The sequence below is a fragment of the Corynebacterium sp. KPL2838 genome (assembly GCF_040225455.1).
Classification (GTDB): Bacteria; Actinomycetota; Actinomycetes; order Mycobacteriales; family Mycobacteriaceae; genus Corynebacterium; species Corynebacterium rhinophilum.
In genome coordinates this window covers 1-25,422 of the sequence record NZ_JBEHFT010000030.1, presented here as the reverse complement: position 1 = coordinate 25,422, position 25,422 = coordinate 1, and the positions used below count along the sequence as shown (strand labels likewise).

Genomic DNA, 25,422 nt, shown 5'->3' with positions numbered 1-25,422 from the left:
GGCCAACAGACCAATCAACACACAACCATGCACACAAAAATAAAAAATAAGTACATTGGCACACTATTGAGTTCTCAGACATCGTCACCACACAACAGCTACATGCTCTAAAGCATGGAACTCGTTGCGAGTAAAAAGTTATTTTTTGTCAGGGCCTGTTTTCCTATCGCCGCTTCAGCCAGAAACAAATTCTTGTCTCTGTGGGGCGCTGTCGGTCGCGCTGACTCGTATTAAGTTACACACCGCTTTAAACTTTCACAAACTCGCTGGTCACTCCTGGTTTCGAACGCATTTATCTCATGCCAAGCCAGCCCGCAAAGCCTTTCCTCCACAGGCTGCTTATGCGGCGTGCATATATCGGCAGAGTTACGGCCCATACGGCGTAGATGCCAAGGCTTATAAACATCCCCACCGCGGCCGAGATATAGCCTTGGGCGAAAAGCCATAACAGTGCTGCGATACCGAGGAGGTACGCGACTAAAACTCCAAGGGTCCTCTTCTCTAGGAACTCGAGGTACATAAGTCCCGGGACGGTGACGCCCGCGATGGCGGTCATGCCGGCGGCGACCTCGATTGTGTTCCCCCAGAAGGAAAGGGCTAACCCTACGGCGGCGCAACCAAGGATGAGGATGAGCCCCGTCATTGCGGTCATGGAAGCCCAGCGCCGACGCGTGCCGCCGAGGGTGACATAATCCCTGAGCGTATCCCGCAATATGCCCATGGGCTGGCTGATGAAAACGGCGGAGAGTGACCAAGCAATGAAAGCGATGAATTCCATCGGTTCCCACAGCGTGCTCATTAGCGAAAGCACAACGTTGATGGCTAAGAATACGACGACCATCAGCCACATGCGGACCTGGCGGCGGTATACAGCCTGCGCGTCGAGCGTCGGCGGGAAACGCCCAAGCTTGGATGCAATTCCCAAAGGGGTCGTCGAGTACCCCGTCCTGGTTGGGGTTGGTTTCCGCCACAGCGCCCATGCCAAAGCCGCCGCATAAACAGCCAACGCCCACCAGCCCTGCCGTGCAGCCGCTCCTGCCATGGCCACAACAGCAAAAACCGTGACGATAATCCGGCGGTGTTCATTCCATATCTGTGAGCTCAGGCCAAGTACTTGGTATTTATCAAAACTGGGTTGATACGTCAGGATGGGCACAAGGGGCAAGAGCAAGGTGACAGTTCCCCACTTTTCGCCAAAAAGTACAGGATAAAGCGCAATGAAGAATAGGACTGTTACCCAGACCCATTCCGTTGTGTGCCATAAGAGTTTCATGACTGCTCCTCCAATGCTCGGACAGCCTTTTCAAGTGATACCTCTGCTACCCGGAGATGATGTTCGTTGGCATAGCGGAAGACGGGATCGGGCGAGGTTGTGCGGGCATCGACAAGCACTTGGTCTCCCAGGCTGGTTGAAGCGCGCTCCAATACCGGCAGGTCAAGGACGGAAACAGCCGCGGAGATGGCCTCTTCGGGCCCACTGATTTCCAGGAAGGAATCAACAAATTCATCCACTGGACCGCTGATAGGGCTCTCCCCCATGAGGGAAATGGTGTCCAGCAAGCCCTCTATCTCGTTGAGGTGATGGGTGGATACCACGATGGTGCGACCGTGCTCTTCCCGGAGGACCTGGTAAAAGAGTTCGCGCCGTGGCAGGTCGAGACCCAGATAAGGCTCGTCCAAAAGCATTATTTCGCAGCCAGAGGCAACGGCGAAAACAAATCCCAATGCCGATTTCTGTCCACGCGAGAGCGCGGAATACGCCTTATTTGGGATGTCGAAGCCGGCGATGAGGTCGTCGTATCGCTCCGCATTCCAGTTGGGCCATCGCACCTGGCCGACGGCGCCGAGCTTCTTGCTACCCCACGAATCCGGCAGCGGATTGTCGATGCCCATCAGGATTACCCGGTTGAGTACGGATTGGTTATCAAAGGGCTGGCGGTCAAAGACCGTGATGCGGCCGGATTGAATTTGGCCGGCGATTTTTCGCAATAAGGTGGTCTTGCCAATTCCGTTGCGACCGACCAAGCCATGGGTAAGACCTGCGGAAAAGGTGAAATTGCGGGTAGTAATCATGAGTACATTCCTCTGCTTTCTGCAACCCGATCGAAAAGGTCATGGAGCTGGGCGCGGTTGTAGCCCAAGCGAACTGCTTCATCGACAAGCGGGGCCATATACTCCGCGGCGAAGTCGCCTCGCCTGCGCTCGCGGATGGCACGCGAAGCACCCTCGGCCACAAACATGCCAATGCCCCGCCGCTTTTCCAGCACCCCTAGGTCCACCAAGAGGGTGATCCCCTTTCGTGCGGTTGCGGGGTTGATGTTGTGGAAATCCGCCAACTCATTGGTGGAAGGTGCCTTATCGCCCTCCGCCAGAGTGCCGTCCACAATGGTGTCTTCCACCAAGGACGCAATCTGCCGAAAAAGCGGTTGCGTGGAGTTGTCCATCATCACCTTCGGCTCGTTAGTTACTTAGTTAGTTGGGTAACTAACCATATAACACACTTGCCGACGCCGCAATGGTCACCGAAAACTTTTCATTTGCGGCCAATATGCTGGGAATTGGCGAATTATGATCGACGTTTCGGGGTGAATAAGGCACACTGGAGGTAACAAAGAATTTTATTTAGAACAATTAGAACGGAACTTAGGAGCCATGCTTGAACGCACACTTGTCTTTGTCGATACCTCATACCTGCTCGCGAGCTTTTATAACTCCTGGGAAACGGGGGCCCGCGCGCAGCTAGAAATTGATCTGCCTGAGGTGGTCAGCACCATGGGCGGGATGATCGAGGAGCAATTAGGCAACCCGATTCAGCGCCAATACTGGTACGACGGAATCCCGGATACCGGTCCGCACCGCTACCAACGCGCCCTTCGCACCTGCGAGGGCGTGCAATTGCGCACGGGACAACTTATTGAATGGGGCGAGCGACGCACCCAAAAGGGCGTAGACACCCGGCTTGTAGCCGATATGGTCATGGCCGCCGTGAAGAACCAGTTCACCGACTTTGTGCTGGTCAGCGGCGACGCGGACATGATTCCCGGCGCGCAGACCGCCGTGGACAATGGCATCCGCGTGCACCTGTACGGGTTTGGCTGGGATTCCATGTCCGCAGCGCTGCGCCATACGTGTGATTCCACCACCATTTTGGATCCACGCGAGGACTTCGCGGATTCCATGGAGCTGCAGGTCCTCGAGGGCCCGCTTCCCCCAGTGGTCCGCGATGCAGCGCAGAAGGCAGAGGGAGCAGAAGAGGAGCTTCCAGGCGCCGAGCACTGCGACGAGTGCGAGGAGCCCTCCGAGGTGGAAACCGCATTCGGCACCCCGGAAAAGCCGACGCCGGCGCCTGCCCCAAAGCCTGCGCCACCTCAAAGCGCACAGCAGGCCGCAACCCCAACCCCACAAGAGCAAGACAAGCCCTCTGCAGAAGCAGAGAAGGGCCCTGCCGAAGAGGCCGAGGCTACCGATCAAGCAGCACCAAAGCCTGCGCCGAAGCCGTCAATGATGGCACCGCGGCGCAAGCTGCGCTCGAAGTACGTCCCGCTGCCAGAAGAGGTCTGGAGCTCTGCCGGGTTCCAGTCCCCATTCGATGTGGGCCAGCAGTACGCATCGTGGTGGTTTGATAATGCCGCCAACTCAGAGCAGCGCGACCAAGCCCACTTACTGTCTGGCGGCGGATTACCGCCGGAAATCGACCGCCCGCTGCTGCAGTTCGCCTGCGAAACCCTGCATGAATACACCCTGACGGAAACCCAGCGCGTGAACTTGCGCGATGGGTTCCACTCAGGAATCCGCGGCGTGCTAATTAATATCCGCCGCGAGAATTAATCCCCGGATTCGATTTCCTTCTTCTTGGCCATATCGGCGCGCAGCGCATCTAGCCGCGCGCTGGCCTTCATGTCGTTGCCGGCCGCTTGAATCTCACTCATGCGGTCGCCACCGGTTGCCTGCTGCAACTCTTGTGCACCAAGCGCATCGGCATAGCGCTTTTCAATCTTGGAGCGGACGGAATCCAGGCTCGGCACGGAATCATCGGGCTTGAGCTCGTTCATGGAATCGAGCGCTTCCGCGTTCTTTTCCTGCATCGCGGCCTGATCCGCCTGCGCTTCCAGCTGGCTCACCTGTGCCAGCTGCTCCTTAAGGCGGGCCTCGGATTGTTTTTGCTGGTTCTTGGCTTGTTCAGCCGCCTGCTCCGCAGCCGCGTGCTGCTGCTTGACGTCTTCTAGTTCCTGCTCCACCGCAACGAGCTGAGAGGCCACTACCTCAGCGGTTTGGTTGTACTCATTCGCCTTCTGTGGATCCTCGGCGGAATCCGCAAGCTCCAGTGCGCGCTGGGTTTGGGACTGGTAATCCTGCTGGGACTTCACCAGGCGGTTCATCTGCATTTCCAACTGAGACTTGTGCCCGATAATCTCTGCCGCATGATCCGAGATTTCTTGGTGCTGTTCCTTGGCGGCCTTGACCGCCTGCTGGATTTGGACCTTTGGATCGGCGTTCTCATCAATCTTTTGATCGAGAGAACTCATCACGTACTTCCAGCCTTTGCTGAAGGGGTTAGCCATCACAATCTCCTTTGGTCATAAAAAAGACGCTTTCTAGCGAGTTTAGCGATACTCACCAGAAAGCGCCGTGGAAGCTCTGAAAATTCAGGTTCTATGCCTGCTGTGCGTTCTGCTCTTCAACCTGGCGGCGAACCTCAGCCATGTCCAGGTCTTTGACCTGCTTGAGCAGATCCTCCAGCGCTGCGGGCGGCAGTGCGCCAGCCTCGCGGAATACGAGGATGCCATCACGGAAGATCATCAGGGTAGGAATGGACTGAATCTGCAGCGCGGATGCAAGGCCCTGGTTTGCCTCGGTGTCCAGCTTGGCAAAGGTAGCATCGGTGTGCTCCTCGGATGCCTTCTCGTAGACAGGAGCAAAGCGCTTACATGGGCCGCACCAGTCCGCCCAGGCATCGACAAGCGTAATGCCTTCGCCGGTTACGGTCTGTTCAAAGTTCTCTTCAGTGACGTCGATAGTAGCCATACTCGTTGTAACTCCTTTACGTTGTGGTTTATTCCCCACCGTACCTAAATTTCTTCCTTGCCAGATACCCCTAGGGGGTATAGCATGGAAGCATAAGCAATCGAGAAAGGATGATTATCATGGCAACGAAGAACTACACCGTAGAAGGAATGAGCTGCGGACACTGTGAAATGTCCATCCGCGAAGAGGTAGGCGAAATCGCCGGTGTTGAGGAAGTGTCTGCGGACCACACCACTGGCGCAGTCTCTGTCTCCGGTAGCGATTTCACCGATGAACAAGTAGCAGCTGCCGTAGCCGAAGCCGGATACACCCTTAAGTAGGCGAATACTATGTCACACGTTGATCTCGGGGTCTCGGGCATGACCTGCACGTCCTGCTCTTCCCGGGTAGAACGCAAGCTCAACAAGGTAGACGGCGTGGAGGCGAGCGTTAACTTCGCCACCGAATCCGCCTCTATTGAGTTCGATCCGGAGACTTCTACGCCCGCGGATCTGATCAAGGTCGTGGAAGGCGCTGGATACAGCGCCTTTGATATGTCTGGCAACGATGACGCAGACCAGGGCGGGGACGCAGACGCAGAAGACACGCCGGTTGATGATGCCCGCGCTGCAGAACAGCAGAGCCTGTTGCGGCGCACCATCATCTCGGCAGTATTGTCCGCCCCCATCATGGTCATCTCCATGGTGCCCGCCCTGCAGTTCCAGAACTGGCAGTGGGCCTGCGCCATGCTAGCCACCATCGTCTTCATCTTTGGTGGCGCCCCCTTCCACTCCGCTACGTGGACCAACCTGAAGCACGGCTCGTTCACCATGGACACCTTGATTTCCATGGGTACCTCGGCCGCGTACCTGTGGTCCCTGTATGCACTGTTCTTCGGCAACGCCGGCGAGCCCGGCATGACGATGAGTATGTCGTGGTCCTCCAGCTCCGCCGACATGGACCATATCTACTTTGAATCTGTGGGAATGGTCATTACCTTCCTGCTCCTCGGCCGCTGGTTCGAGGTCAAGGCCAAGGGACAATCTTCCGAGGCGCTGCGCACCCTGCTGTCCATGGGCGCGAAGGAAGCCTCCGTGCTGCGGGATGGCAAGGAATCGCGCATCCCCATCTCCCAATTGCAGGTGGGCGATGTCTTCGTTGTACGACCGGGCGAAAAGATTGCCACCGATGGTGAGGTCGTCTCCGGCAATTCTGCCGTGGACGCTTCCATGATCACCGGTGAATCCGTCCCGGAAGAAGTGGGCGTGGGCGATACCGTTACCGGCGCCACCATTAACGCTTCCGGCAAGTTGGAGGTCAAGGCCACCCAGGTGGGCGAGGACACGGTCCTTTCCCAAATGGCCACCTTGGTTACCAACGCACAGGCATCCAAGGCGCCCGTGCAGCGCTTGGTGGACCGCATCGCGCAGGTCTTCGTCCCGGTAGTAATCGGAATTTCCGTCCTCACGCTGCTGGTACACCTCATCTTTGGCGGTGTGGCACCGGCGTTTATCGCCGCTGTCTCCGTGCTGATCATCGCCTGCCCCTGCGCGCTGGGCCTTGCCACCCCGACCGCCATCTTGGTCGGCACTGGGCGCGGCGCCCAGCTAGGCCTGCTTATTAAGGGCCCGGAGATTCTCGAGTCCACAAAGCAGGTCGATACCATCGTGATGGATAAAACCGGCACGGTTACCGCTGGTGAAATGTCCGTTACGGCCGTGCATGGCGATGTCCTCGAGTACGCAGCCGCCGTCGAGCGGAACTCCGAACACCCCATCGCCCAGGCCATTGCGCGCGAGCGCGACGTGGAGCCCGGCACCGACTTTTCCACCAGCACCGCTGGCGTGGAAGCAACGGTGGATGGGGTCCGCGTGGGCGTCGGCAAGCCGCGTGGGGACCTAGGCCAGTACGCTGAGGCCTTCCGCAAGGCAGAGGGCGCGGGCGCTACCCCAGTGGCGGTGTACCTCGACGATGAGCTCGCTGGGCTCATTGAGGTCCGGGACACCGTCAAGCCCACCTCCGCTGAGGCCGTAGAGCAGATGAAGCAGCTGGGCCTAACCCCGCACCTGCTGACCGGCGATAATGAGGGCGCGGCCAAGCGCGTGGCAGAGGAAGTTGGCATCACCGAGGTCACAGCCGGCGTGGTTCCGGAGGAAAAGGTCGACGTCATCAAGAAGCTCCAGTCCGAGGGGCACAATGTGGCGATGGTTGGTGACGGCGTCAACGATGCCGCGGCCTTGGCCCAGGCGGACCTTGGCTTGGCGATGGGCGCCGGTACCGACGTTGCCATCGAGGCCTCCGATATCACGTTGATGAATGGGGACCTGCGGTCCGCGGCCGATGCTATTCGCCTTTCCCGCCGCACGCTGCAGATCATTAAGGGCAACCTGTTCTGGGCCTTTGCCTACAATATTATTCTCATCCCCGTGGCAGCCTTTGGCCTGCTCAACCCGCTATTTGCCGGCATTGCAATGGCATTGAGCTCCGTATTCGTCGTCTCCAATTCCCTGCGTCTCCGGAAATTTTCTAGCCAGCGCTATGATTAGCGCATGCTCAGCCGCAATGAACGATTAGACCGGCTCCCGGTCACCAGCAAACACAAGCGCCTGCTCCTAGGCTCCGGCCTAGGGTGGGCGCTCGATGCTATGGATGTGGGGCTCATTTCCTTCATCATGGCCGCCCTGGCCGTGCATTGGGATTTGAGCAGCACCCAAACCTCCTGGCTCGCCTCCGCTGGCTTCCTCGGCATGGCGCTAGGCGCCACATTTGGCGGACTCCTTGCGGATAAATACGGCCGCCGCCACGTCTTCTCCCTCACCCTCTTGGTCTACGGCCTGGCCACCGGCGCCTCTGCCCTGGCCAGCGGACTGGCCATACTTATTGTCTTCCGCTTCATCGTCGGGCTGGGATTGGGCGCTGAGCTACCGGTCGCCTCCACGCTCATCTCCGAATTCTCACCGCGCCGCATCCGCGGGCGCATGGTAGTCCTCCTCGAGGCCTTCTGGGCGCTCGGCTGGATCCTCGCCGCGCTCATCGGCACCTTCATCGTGGGCGCCGGCGAAAACGGCTGGCGCTGGGGCTTTGCCGTGGGTCTCATCCCCGCCGCTTATTCGGTCTACGTGCGCCTAGGCTTGCCGGAATCGGTGCGCTTCCTCGAATCCAAGGGCCGCCACGAGGAGGCCGAAGAGGTTGTGGCGTCCTTCGAGGAGGCCGCCGCGGGCCAGCCGCTTGACGATGTCCACCCAGAACCCACTGCTTCCACCGGGACCTCCATTTGGGGTCGGGGTTTGCGCCGCCGCACGGCGGCCCTGTGGACCATTTGGTTTTGCGTCAATTTCTCCTATTACGGCGCCTTCATCTGGATCCCGTCCCTGCTGGTGGCCGATGGTTTCTCGCTCGTAAAGTCTTTCAGCTTCACCCTCATCATTACCTTGGCACAGCTACCGGGCTACGCCACCGCCGCCTGGCTCATTGAGGTCTGGGGCCGGCGAGTCACCCTTGCCGTGTTCTTGGTCGGCTCCGCCGTCTCGGCTAGGCTCTATGGCACCGCAAACTCCGAGGTCTTCATCATCATCGCCGGGTGCCTATTGTCCTTCTTCAACCTCGGCGCCTGGGGTGCCCTTTATGCGATTGGTCCGGAGCTCTACCCCACCGCGCTGCGCGGTCGCGGTACAGGTGCCGCCGCCGGTTTTGGTCGCATCGCCTCCATCGTCGCACCGCTCGTTGTGCCGCCACTGATCGCGGCGACCGGCGCTGGATTCCTTTTCGTGCTCTTTGCGGCTGCCTTCGCCATCGCCGCCGCAGCTGCATTTACTTTGCCTGAGCTTAAGGGTGAGGCCCTTGCTCGATAAATTTGCCCTTAGCGCGTGGATTGGCGTCATGGTGGCGCTGACCACCCTGAAAGCTTTCTTCCAGATTGGTTACCTGTGGAAGCCCGAAAACCAGCGCGTCCGCGAGCTCCATTTAGTTCCCCTCGATGAATTTTCCGGCAATAGTTGGTTTGCGCCGCTTTTCGAATACGCCGGCAATACCGCCTTCTTCATCCCCTTCGGGCTTTTGATATTCACGCTGTGCCGTTCCGTGAAGGTATCGGCTGCCTGGGGATTCGCGCTGAGTTTAACCCTGGAGACGGCCCAATATGTTTTCGCTCTAGGCCGCACAGATATCGATGATCTGCTCTTTAATACCCTCGGCGCGCTCATCGGTGCAGCGATCGCCCACTGGGGCGGGCAACGCTTCTTCCCGGTATGGCGGTGGCTTTCCTTGGTCGCGGCCGCGGTCTTTATCGTGCTGGTAATTCTGGGTCCCCGCTTAGGGGACCCCGCGGCCGTCGTGGACCTATAAGCCCTTTATCCGTGCGCCATGTTGACGAACTTGGAGTAGTGCAGCTGGTGGGCCACCTGAACCGTGTCAATGGGCCCGCCGCGGTGCTTGGCCAAAATAATATCCGCTTCTCCGGCTCGCTCGTTATCGCGGTCTTGCGAGTCTGGGCGGTACAGCAGCATCACCATATCGGCGTCCTGCTCCAAGGAACCGGACTCACGCAGGTCAGCCAATTGCGGCTTCTTGTCATTACGGGCTTCAGGTCCACGGTTCAGCTGCGAAATGGCAATCACCGGCACCTCAAGTTCCTTGGCCAATAGCTTGAGCTGGCGCGAGAACTCCGAGACCTCTTGCTGGCGCGACTCCACCTTTTTACCCGAAGACATCAGCTGGAGATAGTCCAAAACAATGAGGTCGAGGCCATGCTGCTGCTTGAGCCGGCGGGCTTTCGAACGGATCTCCATCATCGTGAGGTTCGGGGAATCATCAATGAATAGCGGCGCATCTTGAATCCGGTTAAGCGTGTCATCGATCTTCGCCCAATCCTCCGTGGAGACGCCACCACTGCGCATATCGGTGAGCTTGACCTCGGATTCCGCGGAGAGCAGGCGCATCACGATCTCCGAGGCTGACATTTCCAAGGAAAAAATGACGGAGGACTTGCCGTGCTGCAGAGAGCACGAGCGAATGAAATCCATCGCTAGCGTGGACTTACCCACACCGGGTCGCGCCGCCACGATGATCATCTGGCCTGCGTGCAAGCCATTGGTGAGCTTATCCAAGTCAATGAAGCCTGTGGGCACGCCCAATTCAACGCCGCCCGCCTGCTGTAGTGCCGCCAACTCATCAATGGTGGGATCAATCAGATCACCCAGCACGCGGTAGTCCTCAGCGGTCTTGCGCTGGGCGATGGCAAATACTTCCTGCTGGGCTCGGTCGATCACCGATTCGATCTCAGCATCCTCCGTGCCCGAAAAGCCCAGTTGGACCACGCGCGTACCGGCATCCACAAGTCGACGCAGGACGGCCTTTTCCGCCACGATTTCCGCGTAATAGCGGGCATTGGCCGCGGTGGGAACGGTAGCCAAAAGGGTGTGTAAGTAGGGCGCACCACCAACGCGTTCGAGGTTATTAAACCTATCCAGCCGCGAGGAAAGGATAAGGGGGTCGATGTCTTGCCCCGCCGCGTAGAGGTCCAGCATGGCACCATAAATTAAGGCGTGGGCCGGATAATAGAAGTCATCGGGTTCGAGCTCTTCAATTACCTCCATGACCGTATTGGGGCTGAGCAGCATAGCGCCCAATACGCCCTGCTCTGCTTCCCGGTCCGACGGCGGCTGGCGATACTCCTCGTAGCGCTGCGGTTGATCCTGTTGGTACCGCGGCCGGCGCGCTACGGCATTATCCGGCGCCGGTGGTTCCGGCGGAAGCTGTTCATCATCGAAGCTCGCGTTGGTCATGTGTCCCCCTTGGTGTCCGTAAAGAGACCTTGCGTAACGCTGTCCAAGTGTAGACGAGCTCCCGGACACTACCTGCCTGGGCATAACTCCCACAGTTATGCACAGGTGCTTGTGGAATTACCTGGTAGGCCGATCGTTGCATTTCATTTGCCGAGGTCACGACTGTGGATAACTTGGCATCACTGTGACCTGCAACGATAATAACCGCTGGTCAGGGCGATTATTTCGAAGTGTGAAAATTCCCACACAGTGGCGGAAAATAGGCCGTGACCAGCGGTAAAGTCGTGCAAAAATCTTGGTGAGCCCGTACCCTGAATTCCACATTCATCCACAGATTTTCACAGTTATCCACAGGCCAGTTGGGTAGGCAAAAGGCCCCAGGAATTCTCCACCTCACATAGAGAATTCTTGGGGCCTTAAGCCGTGCTGTTGTCTTTGGGTCTGTGGACCGTCGAGCGCTGCTTAAGCAGCGACGACCGAGAAGTTCACCTTGCCGAGCACGTCAGCGTGCAGCTTCAGCTCGACCTGGTAGTTGCCGGTCTTCTTGACCAGGCCCTTGGGCATATCAACGATACGCTTATCCAAGTTAGGGCCACCGGCCTTGGAGACGGCCTTGACAATGTCTTCTGCGTTAACGGAACCGAAGAGCTTGCCGGAAGTGGAGGTCTTAACCTTGACCTCAACGTTCGTCAGCTGCTCAAGCTGGTTGCGGACCTCGCGTGCGTGGTCCAGGTCGCGAATTTCGCGAGCTTCCTGGGCGCGCTTGATGCCCTCAATCTGCTTCTCAGCGCCGCGGGAAGCCACGATGGCCAAGCCGCGGGGAAGCAGGTAGTTACGTCCGTAGCCGTCCTTAACCTCAACAATTTCGCCAGCGGCGCCGAGGTTCTCAACGGCAGCGGTGAGGATCAGCTTCATGATCCCTGCCTTTCAATTGAGTTAGTTGAATAGTTGCGGGTAACAGACTTAGAACGGGGGTTCAGAATCAGCGCCTCCGAAACCACCAGCTGGCGGTGCGGAGTTCCACGGATCCTCTGCAGGAGCCTGGTTCTGCTGCTGCGACTGCTGCTGTTGCTGTCCTCCAAAGCCGCCCTGATTATTGTTATTCGAGCGCTGCTGCTGGCCGCCGCCATAGTTGCCGCCACCCTCACGGGGATTGCGGTTTACCTGTGCGGTGGCGTAGCGGAGCGACGGACCGACCTCATCGACGTCGATCTCAAACACGGTGCGGTTTTCACCCTCGCGGGTCTGGAAGGAACGCTGCTTCAAGCGGCCGGTAACGATGATGCGCATACCCTTGGTCAGGGTCTCGGCGACGTTCTCGGCTGCTTGGCGCCATACGTTGCAGGTCAGGAACATAGCTTCGCCGTCTTCCCACTGGTTCGTCTGCGAATTATAGCGACGAGGCGTGGAGGCGACGCGGAAGTTAGCTACTGCCGCACCCGCTGGGGTGAAGCGAAGCTCCGGGTCAGCAACTATGTTGCCCACCACCGTAATATTGGTATCTCCCTGTGCCATGTCTTTACTCCTTATCGGTTACGTGGATTGTGCTCGATCCCAGTATCCGCTACTTGCTGTCGGTGCGCAGAACCTTGGTACGCAGGATGGTGTCGTTAAGGTTCAGGCGACGGTCGAGCTCGGAAACCGAAGGGTGCTCGCACTCCAGGTTAACGACGGCGTAAATGCCCTCTTCCTTCTTCTCGATGGGGTATGCAAGGCGACGCTTGCCCCATACATCGAGGTTCTCAACCTTGCCGCCGTCCTTGCGGACGATGTCGAGGTACTTATCTAGGGACGGGGTTACGGTGCGCTCATCCTGATTAGGATCCAGAATGATCATGACTTCGTAGTGACGCACGGACCTCATCACCTCCTATGGTCTAGTCGTTTTCGGCTGCATCACCTTTGCGGATGCAGCAGGAGGGTACGTTGCGTCAAGCAACCCCACCACAGTACCGCATATGACCGGCGAAAAGAAATCTATCCCGTCGTGGTGGCGGCGAAAAAGATAGCTCCCGTCGCGGGGATGATGGTGAGGAAAACGATGGCAAGGATGCCCAAGATGATGGGCCCGCGCTTATCTTCCCTGTTATGAAACAACCAAAAGGCCGCCATGACGCAGATAAAGCCCAACAAGATCGACACCATGCCGATTAATGTCACAATCATTGAAATACTCCCACCACTGGGTCGCGGCCCATATGCGCCGCACGCACTTTATCTTCCGTTCTATTCCACATTTGCCGCAGCACAATCACCGCCATCGCAATGATGAAGCCATCGCGCACGAGGATTGCCACGTCCAAGAGCTCGTGTGGAATGCCCTTATTATCGATGCCCAGCATGTGCCACATGAGCAGGGGCCATACGAGGGCATCGGCAAGCGCCCAGCCCAGAACCAACCGCCAACGCGGCACGGCCAAGGCCGCCGGAACCACCAGCCAGAGCGAATACTGCGGGGACCATACCTTATTGACCAGCAGGAACGCCGCGACGATGAGGAATACCAATTCCGCTACCCGCGGGTTAAGCGGGCTGCGCCAGCCGGCCAGGGCAATACCTGCGCATAAAAGGATGAACGCCACGAGGGAGAAGGTATTTAAAAAGTCCTGGCTGAAAGAAATACCCAGATTCCGGCTAATCAGGGCATACAGGGTGGTCCATTCCGCACCGCGTTCTTGGTTCAAACGGAAAAATTCCGCCCAGGCGGCCGGGTATTTCAGGGCGATGGGAAGGTTGACCGCAAGCCACGCGGCGGCCGTAGCGACGGCGACCTTTGCAAAAGCGTCCCAGCGGCGATTGCGCCAGGCAAGGACGAAAAACGCGCCCAGCAAAAATATCGGCCACAATTTGAATGCGGTGCCAAGGCCAATGAGGATGCCAGCGAGCCAGGGGCGGTGGCGGCTAATGGCCAGCAGCGCGCCGACGGCGAAGGCGATGGCAGGTATATCCCAATTGCTAAAGGCATGGATGATAATCAGCGGGCTGGCGGCCACCAAAATGGTGTCCCACGTGCGGTTTCCCACCAAGAGGTAGACCATGTAGATGACGCCGACCCAGATGCATGCCATGACCAAGGCGGTGAGCCCAAAGTACCAGCCAGCGGCAGGCACACCGGCCCACTCCACGAGGCCATAGGTATGGCGCGCAATCCAGCCCATCAGGCCCTGGAACATGCCCGCCAATACCGGGTATTCCATATAGCGGATCAGGCCATCTTCCTGCCAGGAAAAGGCGTAGGGAAAGCCCGGTTGATCGAGGCCGCGGCCTTCATACAGCGGGACGATGTCGTTATAGCAAAAGGAGGTGTACTGGCGGTTTGCGGACCAATCCAGGTTGATGGTGCCGTCTTCGCCGCGGGTGCCACCAGCGCAATTCGCCTTGGATAAGAACCCGCCGGCCAAGAAAACCCAGGCTACTGCGATCAGCGCGCGCAGAGGGGTCCACCACTGTGTGTGGCCATCCCGGGCAAAGCGCCCCCTTGGCCCGCCCAGGAACTCGATGACGCCGCGCGCCATCGGTTCGTCTGCGGCGGACATGCGCTGATCGTGGCTCACGCGTACCGCTCCTTGCTTAGCCTAAGAGGTCAGCCAGGCCGCCTTCGCGGCCGAAGAAGTCATCTAAAGACGGGGCCTCAGGCCGGGCCGGCTCATTATTACCGCCGCCATTGCCCCGGTTGCCGCCGTTTCCGTTATTGCCGCCCTGGTTCTCAGGCGGCTGCGGCGGGGCATCGTGACCCGCATCTGGGGTCTCGGCAGGTGCTGGACTGGCCTCTTCTTCTGGGGCGCCGTCCTGGGCTGGGCCAGTGTAGTTCTGTGTACCCTGCCCACCGGAACCGCCGCCTGGGTTATAGGCCGGGGCACCACCGCCGGCAGATACCGTGCCGAAGCGAACGGGGTAAGCCGAGGGGAATTGCTGGAATTCCTGATCCGCCAAGGAGTTATCCAATACGGACTTCCAGATCTTGGTTGGCGCGCCGGCACCGTACATGATTCCGCCGTACTGGTCGAAGATGGCCGAGGTGTTGTCCGCGGTACCGACCCACACGGAGGTAGCAAGCTGCGGGGTGGCACCAACCATCCAGGTGTCCTTGTTGGTTCCGGAATCGCCCAGCTGGGTCGTACCGGTCTTGGAAGCCGAAGTGCGGCCGCCAGCCAGCGAGCCATTGGACCATGCCGCTACCGGCGCCATGGCCTCAAGAACGTTATTGGCCACATTCGCGGAAACGCGGCGCTCGCCCTCATCGGTTGGGTGTTCATACAGAACTTCCCCGGCGGCATTTTCTACGCGCTGCACAAAGTGCGGGTTGTGCCAGACGCCCTGGTTCGCGAGGGTGGACATCGCGGTTGCCATGTCCAGCGGACGGGACTGGTACTGACCCAAGACCACGCCTTCAAAAGGCTGCTTGCCGTTTTCAGTCAGCGTCTCTTCGATGCCCGGCAACGAGCGGGCAACGCCCAAGGCGTGGGCCATATCCGCGGTGTCCTGGGTGCCATTTTTCAGATCGCTCTGCAGGCGCAGGTAAGAGGTGTTCAGGGACTGCTTGGTGGCCTCGCGCAGGTCGCAGACGCCACAGCCGCCGCCCACGTTGGTAACCAGATCGGAGCCCGGCAGCTGGTACGGCGCCGAGGAGTAGTTGGTATCCAAGCTAATGCCCTGCTGCAGCGCAGCGGCGAGCGCCATAATCTTGAAGGTCGAACCGGTCTGCAGCGGGGAGTTGGCGTAGTCCCAACCGTTGGAATCATGCCCGCCAAAGTAACCGCGCACCGCACCCGTCTTCGGGTCGATGGTCACAGAGGCCGCGCGCGCGTCTTCTTGCAGCGGCGCCAGCTGGTCATCGACTGCCTGAATCGTGTTGTTTTGCACGTTCATATCGATGGTGGTGGTAATGCGCAGGCCGCCGGTGGAGACCTGGTTTTCCGTAATTCCTACGTCCTCGAGCTCGCGGATGACCTGATCCTTAATGTGGCCATTCGCGCCTGGGGCTTCCGTGTATGCCGAGTACTCAGCGGGATCGCGGGTCTCTGGGAAGACCATTCCATCGCGCTCTTCCTTGCTGAGATCGCCCATGTCCACGAGGCCGTCAAGCACGTAGTTCCAGCGGCTTTCGGAACCCTCCTGGTTCACGCGGGGGTCTAGGCCAGACGGGGACTGAATGAGGCCGGCGAGCATGGCGCCTTCCTCGGGGGTGAGGTCCTTGGCGTCCTTATCAAAGTAGGCGTTGGATGCGGCCTGGATGCCGTAGGCATTGCGGCCGAAGTAGACCGTATTCAGGTAGGCGTTGAGGATGTCCTCTTTTTCCCACTCGTTGGTCATCTTGATGGAGTAGATGAGCTCGCGCGCCTTGCGCACGTAAGAGTATTCGTTGCCCACCAGGGTGTTTTTCACGTACTGCTGGGTAATCGTGGAACCACCACCGGCGGTGTCATTGCCGGTGACCTTACCCAGTACCGCGCGGCCCAAACCGGTGAAGGAAAAGCCGGAGTTATCCCAGAAGTCGCGGTCCTCTGCGGCGAGCACGGAGTCCTGCACAAAGACGGGGACCTCATCCAAGGTCACGTGCGTACGGTTGCCTTCCGGCGGAACCAAACGCGCCAACTGGGTGTCGTTATCGGAGGCATAGATGGTAGAGACCTGGTTATTGGCCAGCTCTTTGGGCTCCGGAACGGTGTACTGCGAATAGGCATACGCAAAAAGGCCTGCAGGCAGTGCCACAAAAACCAATAGGAGGGCCACAACGACCCACGGCCAGATGCGGCGCTTTTGGGGTTCTTCGCCTTCTTTGCGGCGGTCCACCTTAGTGGACTCGCCAGTAGATTCCTTCTCGGTCACTGATTCGTGTCCTCATTCATCCCTGGTAACAAACTAAATAATTGCAGCTTACTGCCTAAGGCGGTGCGCCGAAAACTAACACGCGTTAAAAGCCGTTGCAGAACGCAATAAATGATTCCAGCGGCAGTGCCGGCAGACCTCCACCTCATGCACGGTAAATTCCAGGCCTTCGCCGACAAATTCCGCTATTTCTTTCTCGCTGCGGGCGCTCCCGGCGCGCCGGCCCAGGCTCTCGCCGTACACCCACCGGGTCAGGCGCAGGTCCTCCCCGCAGACCGGGCAGGGCTTATCCATGGTGCGGCCGTGGTGCTCAGCGGCGGCCCGGAGGAGGAAGTCCGCATCGCAGACCTCGTCGCGCCTCAGGTGCCCGGCGCGGTATTCGCGGACGTGTTGGGTGCGTTCCCACTCGTGGGAAAGTTCGTGCTTGAAGGCAACGGAATTCACCCGCATTATCTTAATTTCCTCTTCTTGATCGATCCATATGCCGTCGTGCTACCACCAGGCATAATTTCTGGCCTAACGTTGCGCAGGCACCACACAGCAACGAATTAATAAAGGAGCATAGTGTGTCTGACAAAGTAAAGGTCGCCATCGTCGGCGTCGGCAATTGCGCCACGTCCCTTATTCAAGGCGTGGAGTTTTATCGCAACGCCGCAGCGGAGGAAAATATTCCTGGCCTGATGCACACCCAGTTCGGGCCTTACCACGTCGGCGATATTGAATTCGTCGCGGCCTTCGATGTCGATGGGGACAAGGTGGGCAAGGATCTTGCGGAGGCTACCCGCAGCTCCCGCAACTGCACCATCACCATCGCAGACGTCCCAGACCTAGGCGTCACCGTTCAGCGCGGCCCCACCATGGATGGCCTGGGCCGCTACTACCAGGAGTCCATCACGGAATCGGACGAAGCTCCTGCCGATGTCGCAGCCGCCCTCCGCGAGGCCGGTGCCGAGGTCGTTGTTTCCTACCTGCCGGTTGGTTCCGAAGAAGCAGATAAGTTCTACGCCCAGGCCGCCATCGACGCTGGTTGCGCGTTCGTGAATGCCCTGCCGGTCTTCATTGCTTCTGACCCAGAGTGGGCCAAGAAATTTGAGGACGCAGGCCTGCCCATCGTGGGCGATGACATCAAGTCCCAGGTTGGTGCCACCATTACCCACCGCGTTATGGCAAAGCTTTTTGAAGACCGCGGCGTGCGCTTGGACCGCACGATGCAGCTCAACGTGGGCGGCAACATGGACTTTAAGAACATGCTGGAGCGCGAGCGCCTGGAGTCTAAGAAGATTTCTAAGACCCAGTCTGTGACCTCCAACGTGCACAATTCCCCTATCGCTGGCAAGCGCGCAGACCGCAACGTCCACATCGGCCCGTCGGACTATGTGGAGTGGCTGGATGACCGCAAGTGGGCGTATGTCCGCTTGGAGGGTTCCGCATTCGGCGAGGTCCCGCTGAACCTGGAGTACAAGCTCGAGGTCTGGGATTCCCCTAACTCCGCTGGCATCATTATCGATGCCGTTCGCGCCGCCAAGATCGCCTTGGACCGCAAGGTAGCCGGACCGGTACTTTCCGCCTCCTCCTACCTGATGAAGTCCCCTCCAGTACAGAAGGCTGACGATGTCGCGCGCAACGAGCTGGAAGATTTTATTAAGGGAAGCTAATTTTTTCGTCGCGATACTACCGCCAGGCGGTAGTGCACGATAGAATTTAGTTTTATGACGCAACACCATGATGAGACGGACCCAACGAAGTCCCCGTCCGATTACGAGGACGCGGTAGAGGTAGCCCGGGATATCCAACCGGCGCTCAATAAGTTAATTCTTATTTTCCAGCGCACCGCAGAGGGTTCATCGCTGACTACCTCGCAGGTCTCCATCATGAACCAGTTGCGCTTGCGCGGGCCTTCCCGCGTATCCACCATTGCCCAGGCGGAGCTTATCCGCATGCCCACCGCGTCCAACGCGCTCTACCAACTAGAGCGCCGCGGGTTTGTGGAACGACACCGCGATGAAGAAGATCGCCGCGGGGTGCTGGTAGCGCTCACCCAGCTGGGCGAGTCCGAATTGTCCATCGTTTCCGGGCAGCGCGCCGCTGCACTTGCGGAAATTATGCGATGGCTCGAGCCCGAGGACTTGGACACTGCGCGCGAGATGGGTGCGGTCATTTCCAAGCTTGCGGATGTCTACCGCCCCACTATGGATAGCGAGTAGCACGCCCACGGCCGCATGCAATTTTAGTTTTGCGGCCACAACAGACGATAATGAGCTTTAGTACTCACTAAGCTTTCGCATACATATTCTTTCTATGGGCAAAAAATCTCACCAACCTCTGCTGCCGACCCTGCACAAGGGCTCGGCCGAAGAGCCGTTGCGCATCCTCATTTCCTGGAGTCCTTCCTCTTCCGGCACCGAACCCCTCGAATTCGCCGCCTGGCTATCACGCACCGCGGTGATTGAGGTGCGCGTTATTTCCACGGTTTTCCAGCCTTGGACCACGACGTCTTTGTCCAAGCTGGGCGGGAAATACAAGAAGTGGTTTAAAGAGCAGAAGCAAGCATGCGCGGCAGCCACCGCTGCGGCCCTGACGGAGGCAGGTATCCCGGAAAAGTACTGGAACGATACGCCCTCCGTGCTTGTCGATGGCCCCTCCCGCCCCCAGCTCCTTACTGAGATGGCCCAGGATTTTCAGGCCGATATCATCCTGTTAGGCCCCAACCAGGCCGCACCCAAGGGCCGCTTTTTCCCCGGTTCCACCGCGGATACCCTCCTGCACTACTCGCCACTATCCTTAGGGCTTATCCCGCGCAAGGCCAAATTATCGAAACACGGCGTGACCCGTTTTAATTTTGTCATTACGGAGCGCGGTGAGCGCGCGGATAGGGAATTATTGGGCGCAGCCGCGCTGGCGGATCGCTGGGATTTGCCTCTGCGCATCTTGGCCTTCTCGGCGGATGACCTGCTGCATTCCCCGTCGAAGGATAAAAGCGATATTGCGCTCAAGCTCACCGCGGAGTGGCACGAGGATTCGTTAGCGATGCTCGACCGGGCCCGCGACCACATCCAAGATGCCTACCCGGAGGTTGAGGTCACCTCCGAGATCGGCTCTGGCGCCGGGTGGTCCGGTGCCGTTGATTCGCTCAAGTGGAAAAAGGGCGATCTAATGTTGATGGCCTCTGCCCCACAAGGCCCCATCGCGCGGGTCTTTTTGGGTTCCACAGCAACCGAGTTGCTCCCTCATATTCGCGTACCGGTACTCATTCACCCCGCGACCGACTAGGCTTGGATCCATGAGCTCGCACCCAGAGCACCCCGAAAACGACCTAACCACCGACGCCGATTATGCCAACCTGCGCCGACCCGAGCCGCAGAGCTTCGATGATTTGGCAGACGAGCCCGATCCCGTCGAGGTCGCCGCCGCCAACCGGCGCTCTACCCGCCAAGCCATCTGGTACATGGTGTCCGTGCTGGTCATCTCCGCGCTATATGGCTTCGGCGTCGCACTCTTTTCGCGCCTTACCGGCGGCCCCCTGTGCGAGGACGACACCGCAAGCTGGCTGTGTACCGAGGGCCAAAGAAACTTCTTTGCCATCTCCACCATGATCATCCCACTGCTGGGCATGATCGGCTGCGCGATCATTATGGTGCGCAAACTGCGCCGCTACCTGCGCTGGCGTAGCTGGATGGCGATCTTCTGGGTGGTAGCCTTCAATTTCATGATCTGGGCCATTAGCGATATCCAGCTAATTCTGGTGGATTCGGCTGCCGTATAGAGAATCGCACGGGCCTGACCCCCAGAAATTAGATACGTCGAAGGATCAGGTCCGCAATTAGAATCTACGGTTTCGGATACGTCCCGTTGCGGTAATTATCTTCTTCCAGCACTAGCGTTAGCTGCTCTATCACCAAAGTAATAGACCAGGTGGCCATCTATTTTTGCATTTAGCTTGCGGGTAACTTCCTTTCGAGGATAGGTAAAAGTTGATTCGAAAGGTAGCCACGATAATCGCCTTATTGTGCACCGGCACGAGGCTTACCGCGGGCTACAGATACACCACAATAAAGGACACAACCGGTCAGGCCCATGTTCGGGCAGTCAAAAGTGTCATGAAAGTTTACCACGGTGTTACCTGGGCCGTTAGTCGTCTCAGCCCAGATTGAACTAATTGACACCCAATTCCCGCAGATGTCGGTGAGGGAGTCTGAAACGCTACCTTGTAGGGGCGCATTGATGGAACCAAACGGTTTCACGAAGTTTTGGACTTTGACGTCCACGGAAAACAGTAGTGAGCACTTTTCGCCCAGACCATCCACGTAGGTCGTAACGGTGCTCCAGACACAAGACGCTTCAGTATTCTGAAATTGGCACTATGCCGATTCTAGGTGGATTGAAGGTATTGGTCTAGGCCGGCCATTTCAAGCTCTTCGCGGAACGTATTCTCGTGGTAGTTTTGAGAATCGATTTTGAACGCGATGTTAACTTGATGGATTGCCCTGGTGATTCCGACGTAGGCGACGTTGAGGGTTTCATCGGATCCCGGTGTATCTCGATGCTTCAGTACTTTCGTAAGAAGAGAATCTTCCCCGGGCGGCCGCCAAGAATCGATAACGACCGACACTTTTGGAAATTCGAGCCCCTTTACACTGTGAATTGTGCCTCTATACTTGACATCAAGCGTCCCAAGCTTTTTCTCTGGTGGCTGGCTCCATAGCCTCTTCGTCAAGGACGGGAACTCCTGACCGTATCGGTTGACAAAGACGTCAGGCATGCCCATTAGAACGCCATTAAGATGAAGCTTAGCGAGCACACTTTCCTGCAGCCATGCTTCGAAATCTATGCGAGACAATTCTCGTATAAGCCCGTCCGTATTGCAGATGGCCTGGGTTGCAAGAACACGGGACAGCTCACCCTCGCCTTTCGCCAATAGATACTCGCCTTCATTACTTTTAGGATTAGGTCTAATGCACATCAATGGAAGGAGACGCTGGAACGAATCTATAAGTACAGTGATTTGAGAAGCATTGACGTTGTCAGAAGCGTGTTGCAAAGAGAGCAATTGCGTATAAACTTCATGGGCAGGATCTCTTTCTTGCCCGAAAGCTGGAATATCACCAAATATGTCATCAAGGGTCTGTGCTCTGTGACTCAGAACGGTCCAGCCATCTCGGATTATATTTCTGCTGCCGTCTAATGAGTTTAGCTTTTGGATGTATTCTGCAGGATTCGAGTAGGTGAATATTGAGACTGCCGGCGATGAGGATGGGAATTCTAAAGGGGAAATTTTTGAATGCAGCCCCGTTTTTTGAAATTTGTTAGCGAAATCACATATTGCATTGTTGGAACGGAATGAGCGACGTAAGACGAAGCTTTTTTGAGAAGCTAGCGGTGCAAAAACTGGTGCGGGCGCTGATATATCTCTGAAACCGTAAATAGCCTGCTTTTTATCGCCAATAATGAAGACATCGGCATTGTTTCTCCGGAGTTCGTCCACCAAGCACCATTCGAAGCGGTTACAGTCCTGTGCTTCGTCAATATAGATGCTCGGAAAGCGCAGCGCAATCAATTTTAAAAGCTGTTTCGTTAATTCTTCGGCTTTAGCAGCGTCAGAGGATTCGATATTGCCAGTTAAGATTTCCTTTAGTTTAAAGCGGATGAGTTTGCTCGACCAGGCCCCTTCGCAAAACTTTTGATGATAGGCGTTGGCAAGAGCGTTGGAGAAGCCCGGATCTTCAGCCCACCGTTTGAACGATTTTTTATTGCCTTTGTATGTTCCGTCGGGTTCGAAATGCTGAATATTGACGGTAGATTTGCCATTTGACGGGGTTGGGATTCTCGAATTTGGAATCCGTTCGAAAGATGGAACAAATCTATACTTAATGTCAGGCCAAAGATACGACGCAAGAGGACGTGCTAGATAAGCATTAATGAAGGAATCAAAAGTTAAGACGCGTGACTGTGTCAGCCGTCGGTTAGCTTCAATATCAAAAGTTTCGTAGCTAGTGAGCTTGGCTTGAAAAGAATTGACAGCGGTGTTGGTGAAAGTCAATAGAAGAAATGGCTTCCCGCCGGCTGAGCTCAACATTCTTTTTATGTGCTCGGAAATGATGAATGTTTTTCCAGAACCTGGGTCTGCATCGATGAAAAAAGGCTGGTCTGTGTCAATGATGGCCTGCTGTTCGGGGGTCAGTTCGATTTTGTTCATGATCAATCGTTTTCAGTTACGAGGGCGTTTACAAACTTCTCGAGTTCTGACGGGAGCATTTCAAAGGCTAACTCACGGTTAGAAATTTCGAAGGCGAGTTCTTGTGCGAAATTTGCTTTCTTGAGGGACGATTTCCTTATGCGGTTCCAAATGGCATCGCCTTTGTCGACAATGTCTGGCTCTGCCCACTTCTTAGGTGTTTCACCCTCTCGAAAGGCGGACAGTGCGGTTTTGTAAAGAAGGCAGTGATTGTTCTGGAAAATATTTTTCATCGCATCTAGAAGGCGAGAGTCGTTCGCGAGAAATCGAAGTCTTAGAGCAAGAATGATTAGTTCATGTTCGAAGGTGCTGTGGGAAAGAAACCCTCCGAATTGGGGATACTGATGGTCCCACCCTGTTCTGGAAAGGCTTAGTTTGTCCAAGCGGGCTCCTCCCGCCGTGGCCTTGATTGGCTCGTTACGGATCCGGCTCGTTTGTCCCCATTGGTCCTCAGACCAGTCGGCATCAGTAAGTACGGCAAGTCTTCTTTGCGTCATGCCACTTCTCGACAGCTTTAGAAGGTTCCAGTGCGGACTGAAAGACGCGGATTGCACGCTACAAATACACAGCGACTCCCGTAGACGTTGGATTCTTCTTTTGCTGCTTGATTTGTCAGGTGAAGTCCCGCGTATATATGCCTCGAAAAGTGCAGGAAGGAGAAGCTCCTCGGCCGTACCTTCCACTAGTAAGACATGCTTACTGAAAATAGCTTCAGGGCGGTGGGATAAGAAAAACCTGTTCAACTTGGCTTTTTCTTCCTGACTGTTTTGGAGGCTATTTGCATGCCAGAAGATGGTTTCTTGGCCTTCCTTGTTTAGCCCACAAAGTGACTGGCAACCTGCCTTGGCTGCGATAACAGGAGAATGTGTGGTGAGTAGAATTTGCAGGTTATCCTTCTCAGCTGCGTGCACTTTAAGAAAATCCACAAGTGTCTCTTGCAATTTTGGATGCAAATGAGCTTCGGGTTCTTCAATGAGGAGAATGCTAAAAACATCTTTTGGTTGGTTGCTTAACTCAAGGAGGAGCGTAGCTAGGTAAAGCAGGTTTGCGTATCCAAGGCCAACGTCATCAATTTCCCATGACTCACCGTTTTCAAGGAATGAGAGCCGAAACCTTCTCATGAGTCGCGAGAGATCTTGGTCATTGACTAGCATCGTGATGGAGGAGTTTTCGGATTGTGTGAGCTTGGACAACTCCTCATTGATTTTGATTGGAAGGCTTGCGAGCGAAGAATTGCCCTCTTCGTCGTCATCGCTCAATAATAGTCTTTCTAGCTTTTGGACTTGGGATTTTAGTTCTTGCTCGGCCTCAGGGTGACCCGAGACTAAGCGGAAGATTCTAGCCAATCGGGTTCCCGTATGGTGTTTGAACTCTCTTTTGGCGTCCCTCAGTGGTTCGATGTAGACGTAGTGGACAAGGCTCCTATTGGGCAATGAGTCCCATCCGACGAGTTGGTCTTGGATTGTGGGTATTGTACGGATACGCCCTGAATTGGTCTCCAATTCAAATCTCTTACCGAACGTTACGGTATCAAGCTCATTACCAAGGGCCTCAACATATCGAGCTTTTTCTTCTATTGAGAGTCCTTCGAAAACCAGAGAGGCTGAGGCGCGATGGATGCTGCTTCTAGTGCTAGTCCTAGTGAAGTCGTCCTCACTTATCCATCGGGGGTGGACTGAATCTCTTGGTGACAGAGCAAGACGAATTGCGTCAATCAGAGAGGATTTACCGCAATTATTCGGCCCGACAATAACATTTAGATTTGGGGTAAAGCTAGCGACTAAATTTTCAAGCCCGCGAATTCCCTCGATCTTGAGTTGAGACAGGAACATTTTCCCATTATACCACTCTCGCCAGTGAACTATAGCTACTGAATTTTCTATGGGGATGTCGGTGTGGTGGAGTCAGTCCTGCGCGTCGAGTTGGTGGGAGGCGGTGCCGAAGCCGAGGAGGGCGATGGTGGGCGGCAGGCGGCGGAAAGCGAGAGCAGCGTTAGAAAGGTTTGTTTGTTTTCTACGATGAGGACGTGGGGAGGAGCGCCTGGAAAGAGACGGACTGGGGCGAGAGGAACTTCGATATCCGGAAGCGCTGGCGCGTGGTTGAAGTAGCACAGGCGCAGGCGGGTATCGCTGCGCCGAAAGCCTAAGCCCATGATGCCAAACGGTGCGATGAATGTGATGAGTAAGCGGCGGTGGGGACCGATCCACTTGCCGTCTACACCTTCTACTGGGGCGCCCCGTTCCCATTTGCTGGAGTCAGGGTTGGCATGCAACCAAGTTAAACACGGCGCGAGGCGGCGCAGGTCATAGGTACTTAAGTCCCTCCACTGGAAGTAGGTCCGGTGGATGATGTGGGCGAAAGCCGGGAGAGTCAGGGAAGATAGCAGCGATGCCCTGCGCACGCTCAAGGACGCGGGTGTTTGCGGTAGCGAGTCCTACAGCAGCTGTGATGCGTTCTGGCACCGTTGATCGTTACATGGGTGGAAACATTGTTCTTGCCGGTCAAGTCCCGTGTAGTGGTGTAGCCGTTTGTGCTTTCGGCTCGGTATTCAGTTCTGTGTTTGAGGTCAGGCGG

The 25,422-nt window shown here is 56.8% G+C and carries 25 protein-coding genes; 9 read left to right on the top strand and 16 right to left on the bottom strand.

The window, feature by feature from the left end; all coding sequences use genetic code 11:
- Window positions 1-292 precede the first annotated feature (292 nt).
- Genes ABRP98_RS09415 through ABRP98_RS09405 form a run of 3 tightly spaced genes read right to left on the bottom strand, consistent with a single transcriptional unit; the run spans window position 293 to window position 2,444 of the window.
- A complete protein-coding gene (locus ABRP98_RS09415) occupies window positions 293-1,273 on the bottom strand; it encodes a hypothetical protein (protein ID WP_349838536.1) in 981 nt (326 codons plus the stop codon).
- On the bottom strand, window positions 1,270-2,073 hold the full coding sequence (locus tag ABRP98_RS09410; protein ID WP_349839876.1) for an ATP-binding cassette domain-containing protein: 804 nt from the start codon (window positions 2,071-2,073) through the stop codon (window positions 1,270-1,272). Before ABRP98_RS09410 ends, ABRP98_RS09415 begins: the two co-directional genes overlap by 4 nt.
- Window positions 2,070-2,444 carry a GntR family transcriptional regulator gene (locus tag ABRP98_RS09405; protein WP_035108334.1) on the bottom strand — a complete coding sequence of 125 codons (375 nt, stop codon included), beginning with the start codon at window positions 2,442-2,444 and terminating at the stop codon, window positions 2,070-2,072. The genes ABRP98_RS09410 and ABRP98_RS09405 overlap by 4 nt, the downstream gene beginning before the upstream one ends.
- Window positions 2,445-2,652: 208 nt before the next feature.
- On the opposite strand from ABRP98_RS09405, the gene ABRP98_RS09400 reads away from it, so the two are divergent.
- A complete protein-coding gene (locus tag ABRP98_RS09400) occupies window positions 2,653-3,828 on the top strand; it encodes an NYN domain-containing protein (RefSeq protein ID WP_349836774.1) in 1,176 nt (391 codons plus the stop codon).
- On the opposite strand, the gene ABRP98_RS09395 is transcribed toward ABRP98_RS09400, so the two are convergent.
- The gene (locus ABRP98_RS09395) at window positions 3,825-4,562 is read right to left on the bottom strand and encodes a PspA/IM30 family protein (RefSeq protein ID WP_349858885.1); all 738 of its coding nucleotides are present in this window, start codon (window positions 4,560-4,562) and stop codon (window positions 3,825-3,827) included. The two genes, ABRP98_RS09400 and ABRP98_RS09395, sit on opposite strands and share 4 nt — an antisense overlap.
- Before the next feature lie 91 nt (window positions 4,563-4,653).
- A complete protein-coding gene (gene trxA, locus ABRP98_RS09390) occupies window positions 4,654-5,025 on the bottom strand; it encodes a thioredoxin (RefSeq protein ID WP_005275779.1) in 372 nt (123 codons plus the stop codon).
- A gap of 119 nt (window positions 5,026-5,144) precedes the next feature.
- On the opposite strand from trxA, the gene ABRP98_RS09385 reads away from it, so the two are divergent.
- The 4 genes from ABRP98_RS09385 to ABRP98_RS09370 are packed head-to-tail and all read left to right on the top strand — an operon-like array spanning window position 5,145 to window position 9,348.
- Window positions 5,145-5,345 carry a heavy-metal-associated domain-containing protein gene (locus ABRP98_RS09385; RefSeq protein WP_023024475.1) on the top strand — a complete coding sequence of 67 codons (201 nt, stop codon included), beginning with the start codon at window positions 5,145-5,147 and terminating at the stop codon, window positions 5,343-5,345.
- Between the two features lie 9 nt (window positions 5,346-5,354).
- Window positions 5,355-7,550 (top strand): heavy metal translocating P-type ATPase, encoded by a 2,196-nt coding sequence (locus ABRP98_RS09380; protein ID WP_349858882.1) that lies wholly within the window; start codon window positions 5,355-5,357, stop codon window positions 7,548-7,550.
- Window positions 7,551-7,553: 3 nt separating this feature from the next.
- On the top strand, window positions 7,554-8,855 hold the full coding sequence (locus ABRP98_RS09375) for an MFS transporter (RefSeq protein ID WP_349858880.1): 1,302 nt from the start codon (window positions 7,554-7,556) through the stop codon (window positions 8,853-8,855).
- A gap of 28 nt (window positions 8,856-8,883) precedes the next feature.
- Window positions 8,884-9,348, top strand: a complete 465-nt coding sequence (locus ABRP98_RS09370; RefSeq protein WP_284796906.1) for a VanZ family protein — start codon at window positions 8,884-8,886, stop codon at window positions 9,346-9,348.
- A gap of 5 nt (window positions 9,349-9,353) precedes the next feature.
- On the opposite strand, the gene dnaB is transcribed toward ABRP98_RS09370, so the two are convergent.
- The 8 genes from dnaB to ABRP98_RS09330 form a co-directional block, all read right to left on the bottom strand.
- On the bottom strand, window positions 9,354-10,787 hold the full coding sequence (gene dnaB / locus ABRP98_RS09365; protein ID WP_005275794.1) for a replicative DNA helicase: 1,434 nt from the start codon (window positions 10,785-10,787) through the stop codon (window positions 9,354-9,356).
- 462 nt (window positions 10,788-11,249) lie between these two features.
- Window positions 11,250-11,702, bottom strand: coding sequence for a 50S ribosomal protein L9 (gene rplI / locus ABRP98_RS09360; protein ID WP_005275797.1), 453 nt, complete (start codon window positions 11,700-11,702; stop codon window positions 11,250-11,252).
- Window positions 11,703-11,750: 48 nt separating this feature from the next.
- The gene (locus ABRP98_RS09355) at window positions 11,751-12,302 is read right to left on the bottom strand and encodes a single-stranded DNA-binding protein (RefSeq protein WP_284772229.1); all 552 of its coding nucleotides are present in this window, start codon (window positions 12,300-12,302) and stop codon (window positions 11,751-11,753) included.
- Window positions 12,303-12,351: 49 nt separating this feature from the next.
- Complete coding sequence (gene rpsF, locus ABRP98_RS09350; RefSeq protein WP_023016353.1) at window positions 12,352-12,642, bottom strand: 30S ribosomal protein S6; 291 nt, start codon at window positions 12,640-12,642, stop codon at window positions 12,352-12,354.
- A gap of 122 nt (window positions 12,643-12,764) precedes the next feature.
- Window positions 12,765-12,953, bottom strand: a complete 189-nt coding sequence (locus ABRP98_RS09345; protein ID WP_005275803.1) for a hypothetical protein — start codon at window positions 12,951-12,953, stop codon at window positions 12,765-12,767.
- Complete coding sequence (locus tag ABRP98_RS09340) at window positions 12,950-14,341, bottom strand: glycosyltransferase family 87 protein (protein ID WP_349858877.1); 1,392 nt, start codon at window positions 14,339-14,341, stop codon at window positions 12,950-12,952. Before ABRP98_RS09340 ends, ABRP98_RS09345 begins: the two co-directional genes overlap by 4 nt.
- Before the next feature lie 16 nt (window positions 14,342-14,357).
- Window positions 14,358-16,616 carry a transglycosylase domain-containing protein gene (locus tag ABRP98_RS09335; protein ID WP_126319962.1) on the bottom strand — a complete coding sequence of 753 codons (2,259 nt, stop codon included), beginning with the start codon at window positions 16,614-16,616 and terminating at the stop codon, window positions 14,358-14,360.
- A 75-nt stretch (window positions 16,617-16,691) separates the two neighbouring features.
- Window positions 16,692-17,066 carry a DUF5318 family protein gene (locus ABRP98_RS09330; RefSeq protein ID WP_005275810.1) on the bottom strand — a complete coding sequence of 125 codons (375 nt, stop codon included), beginning with the start codon at window positions 17,064-17,066 and terminating at the stop codon, window positions 16,692-16,694.
- Between the two features lie 116 nt (window positions 17,067-17,182).
- Here ABRP98_RS09330 and ABRP98_RS09325 point away from each other — a divergent pair, with 116 nt between their 5' ends.
- The 4 genes from ABRP98_RS09325 (at window position 17,183) to ABRP98_RS09310 (ending at window position 20,379) form a co-directional block, all read left to right on the top strand.
- The gene (locus ABRP98_RS09325; RefSeq protein WP_023016356.1) at window positions 17,183-18,271 is read left to right on the top strand and encodes an inositol-3-phosphate synthase; all 1,089 of its coding nucleotides are present in this window, start codon (window positions 17,183-17,185) and stop codon (window positions 18,269-18,271) included.
- A 54-nt stretch (window positions 18,272-18,325) separates the two neighbouring features.
- Entirely contained in the window at window positions 18,326-18,820 is a 495-nt protein-coding gene (locus ABRP98_RS09320) for a MarR family winged helix-turn-helix transcriptional regulator (RefSeq protein ID WP_237799835.1), read from the top strand.
- A 94-nt stretch (window positions 18,821-18,914) separates the two neighbouring features.
- Window positions 18,915-19,886 carry a universal stress protein gene (locus ABRP98_RS09315; RefSeq protein WP_237799834.1) on the top strand — a complete coding sequence of 324 codons (972 nt, stop codon included), beginning with the start codon at window positions 18,915-18,917 and terminating at the stop codon, window positions 19,884-19,886.
- A 10-nt stretch (window positions 19,887-19,896) separates the two neighbouring features.
- Complete coding sequence (locus tag ABRP98_RS09310) at window positions 19,897-20,379, top strand: hypothetical protein (protein WP_349858873.1); 483 nt, start codon at window positions 19,897-19,899, stop codon at window positions 20,377-20,379.
- A 606-nt stretch (window positions 20,380-20,985) separates the two neighbouring features.
- Here the strand turns inward: ABRP98_RS09310 and ABRP98_RS09305 are convergent.
- Genes ABRP98_RS09305 through ABRP98_RS09295 form a run of 3 tightly spaced genes read right to left on the bottom strand, consistent with a single transcriptional unit; the run spans window position 20,986 to window position 25,249 of the window.
- Complete coding sequence (locus tag ABRP98_RS09305) at window positions 20,986-22,809, bottom strand: UvrD-helicase domain-containing protein (protein WP_349858871.1); 1,824 nt, start codon at window positions 22,807-22,809, stop codon at window positions 20,986-20,988.
- A 2-nt stretch (window positions 22,810-22,811) separates the two neighbouring features.
- Window positions 22,812-24,680, bottom strand: coding sequence for an ATP-dependent nuclease (locus ABRP98_RS09300; RefSeq protein WP_284869284.1), 1,869 nt, complete (start codon window positions 24,678-24,680; stop codon window positions 22,812-22,814).
- Between the two features lie 47 nt (window positions 24,681-24,727).
- A complete protein-coding gene (locus tag ABRP98_RS09295) occupies window positions 24,728-25,249 on the bottom strand; it encodes a DUF3322 domain-containing protein (RefSeq protein ID WP_023029730.1) in 522 nt (173 codons plus the stop codon).
- Window positions 25,250-25,422: the final 173 nt, after the last annotated feature.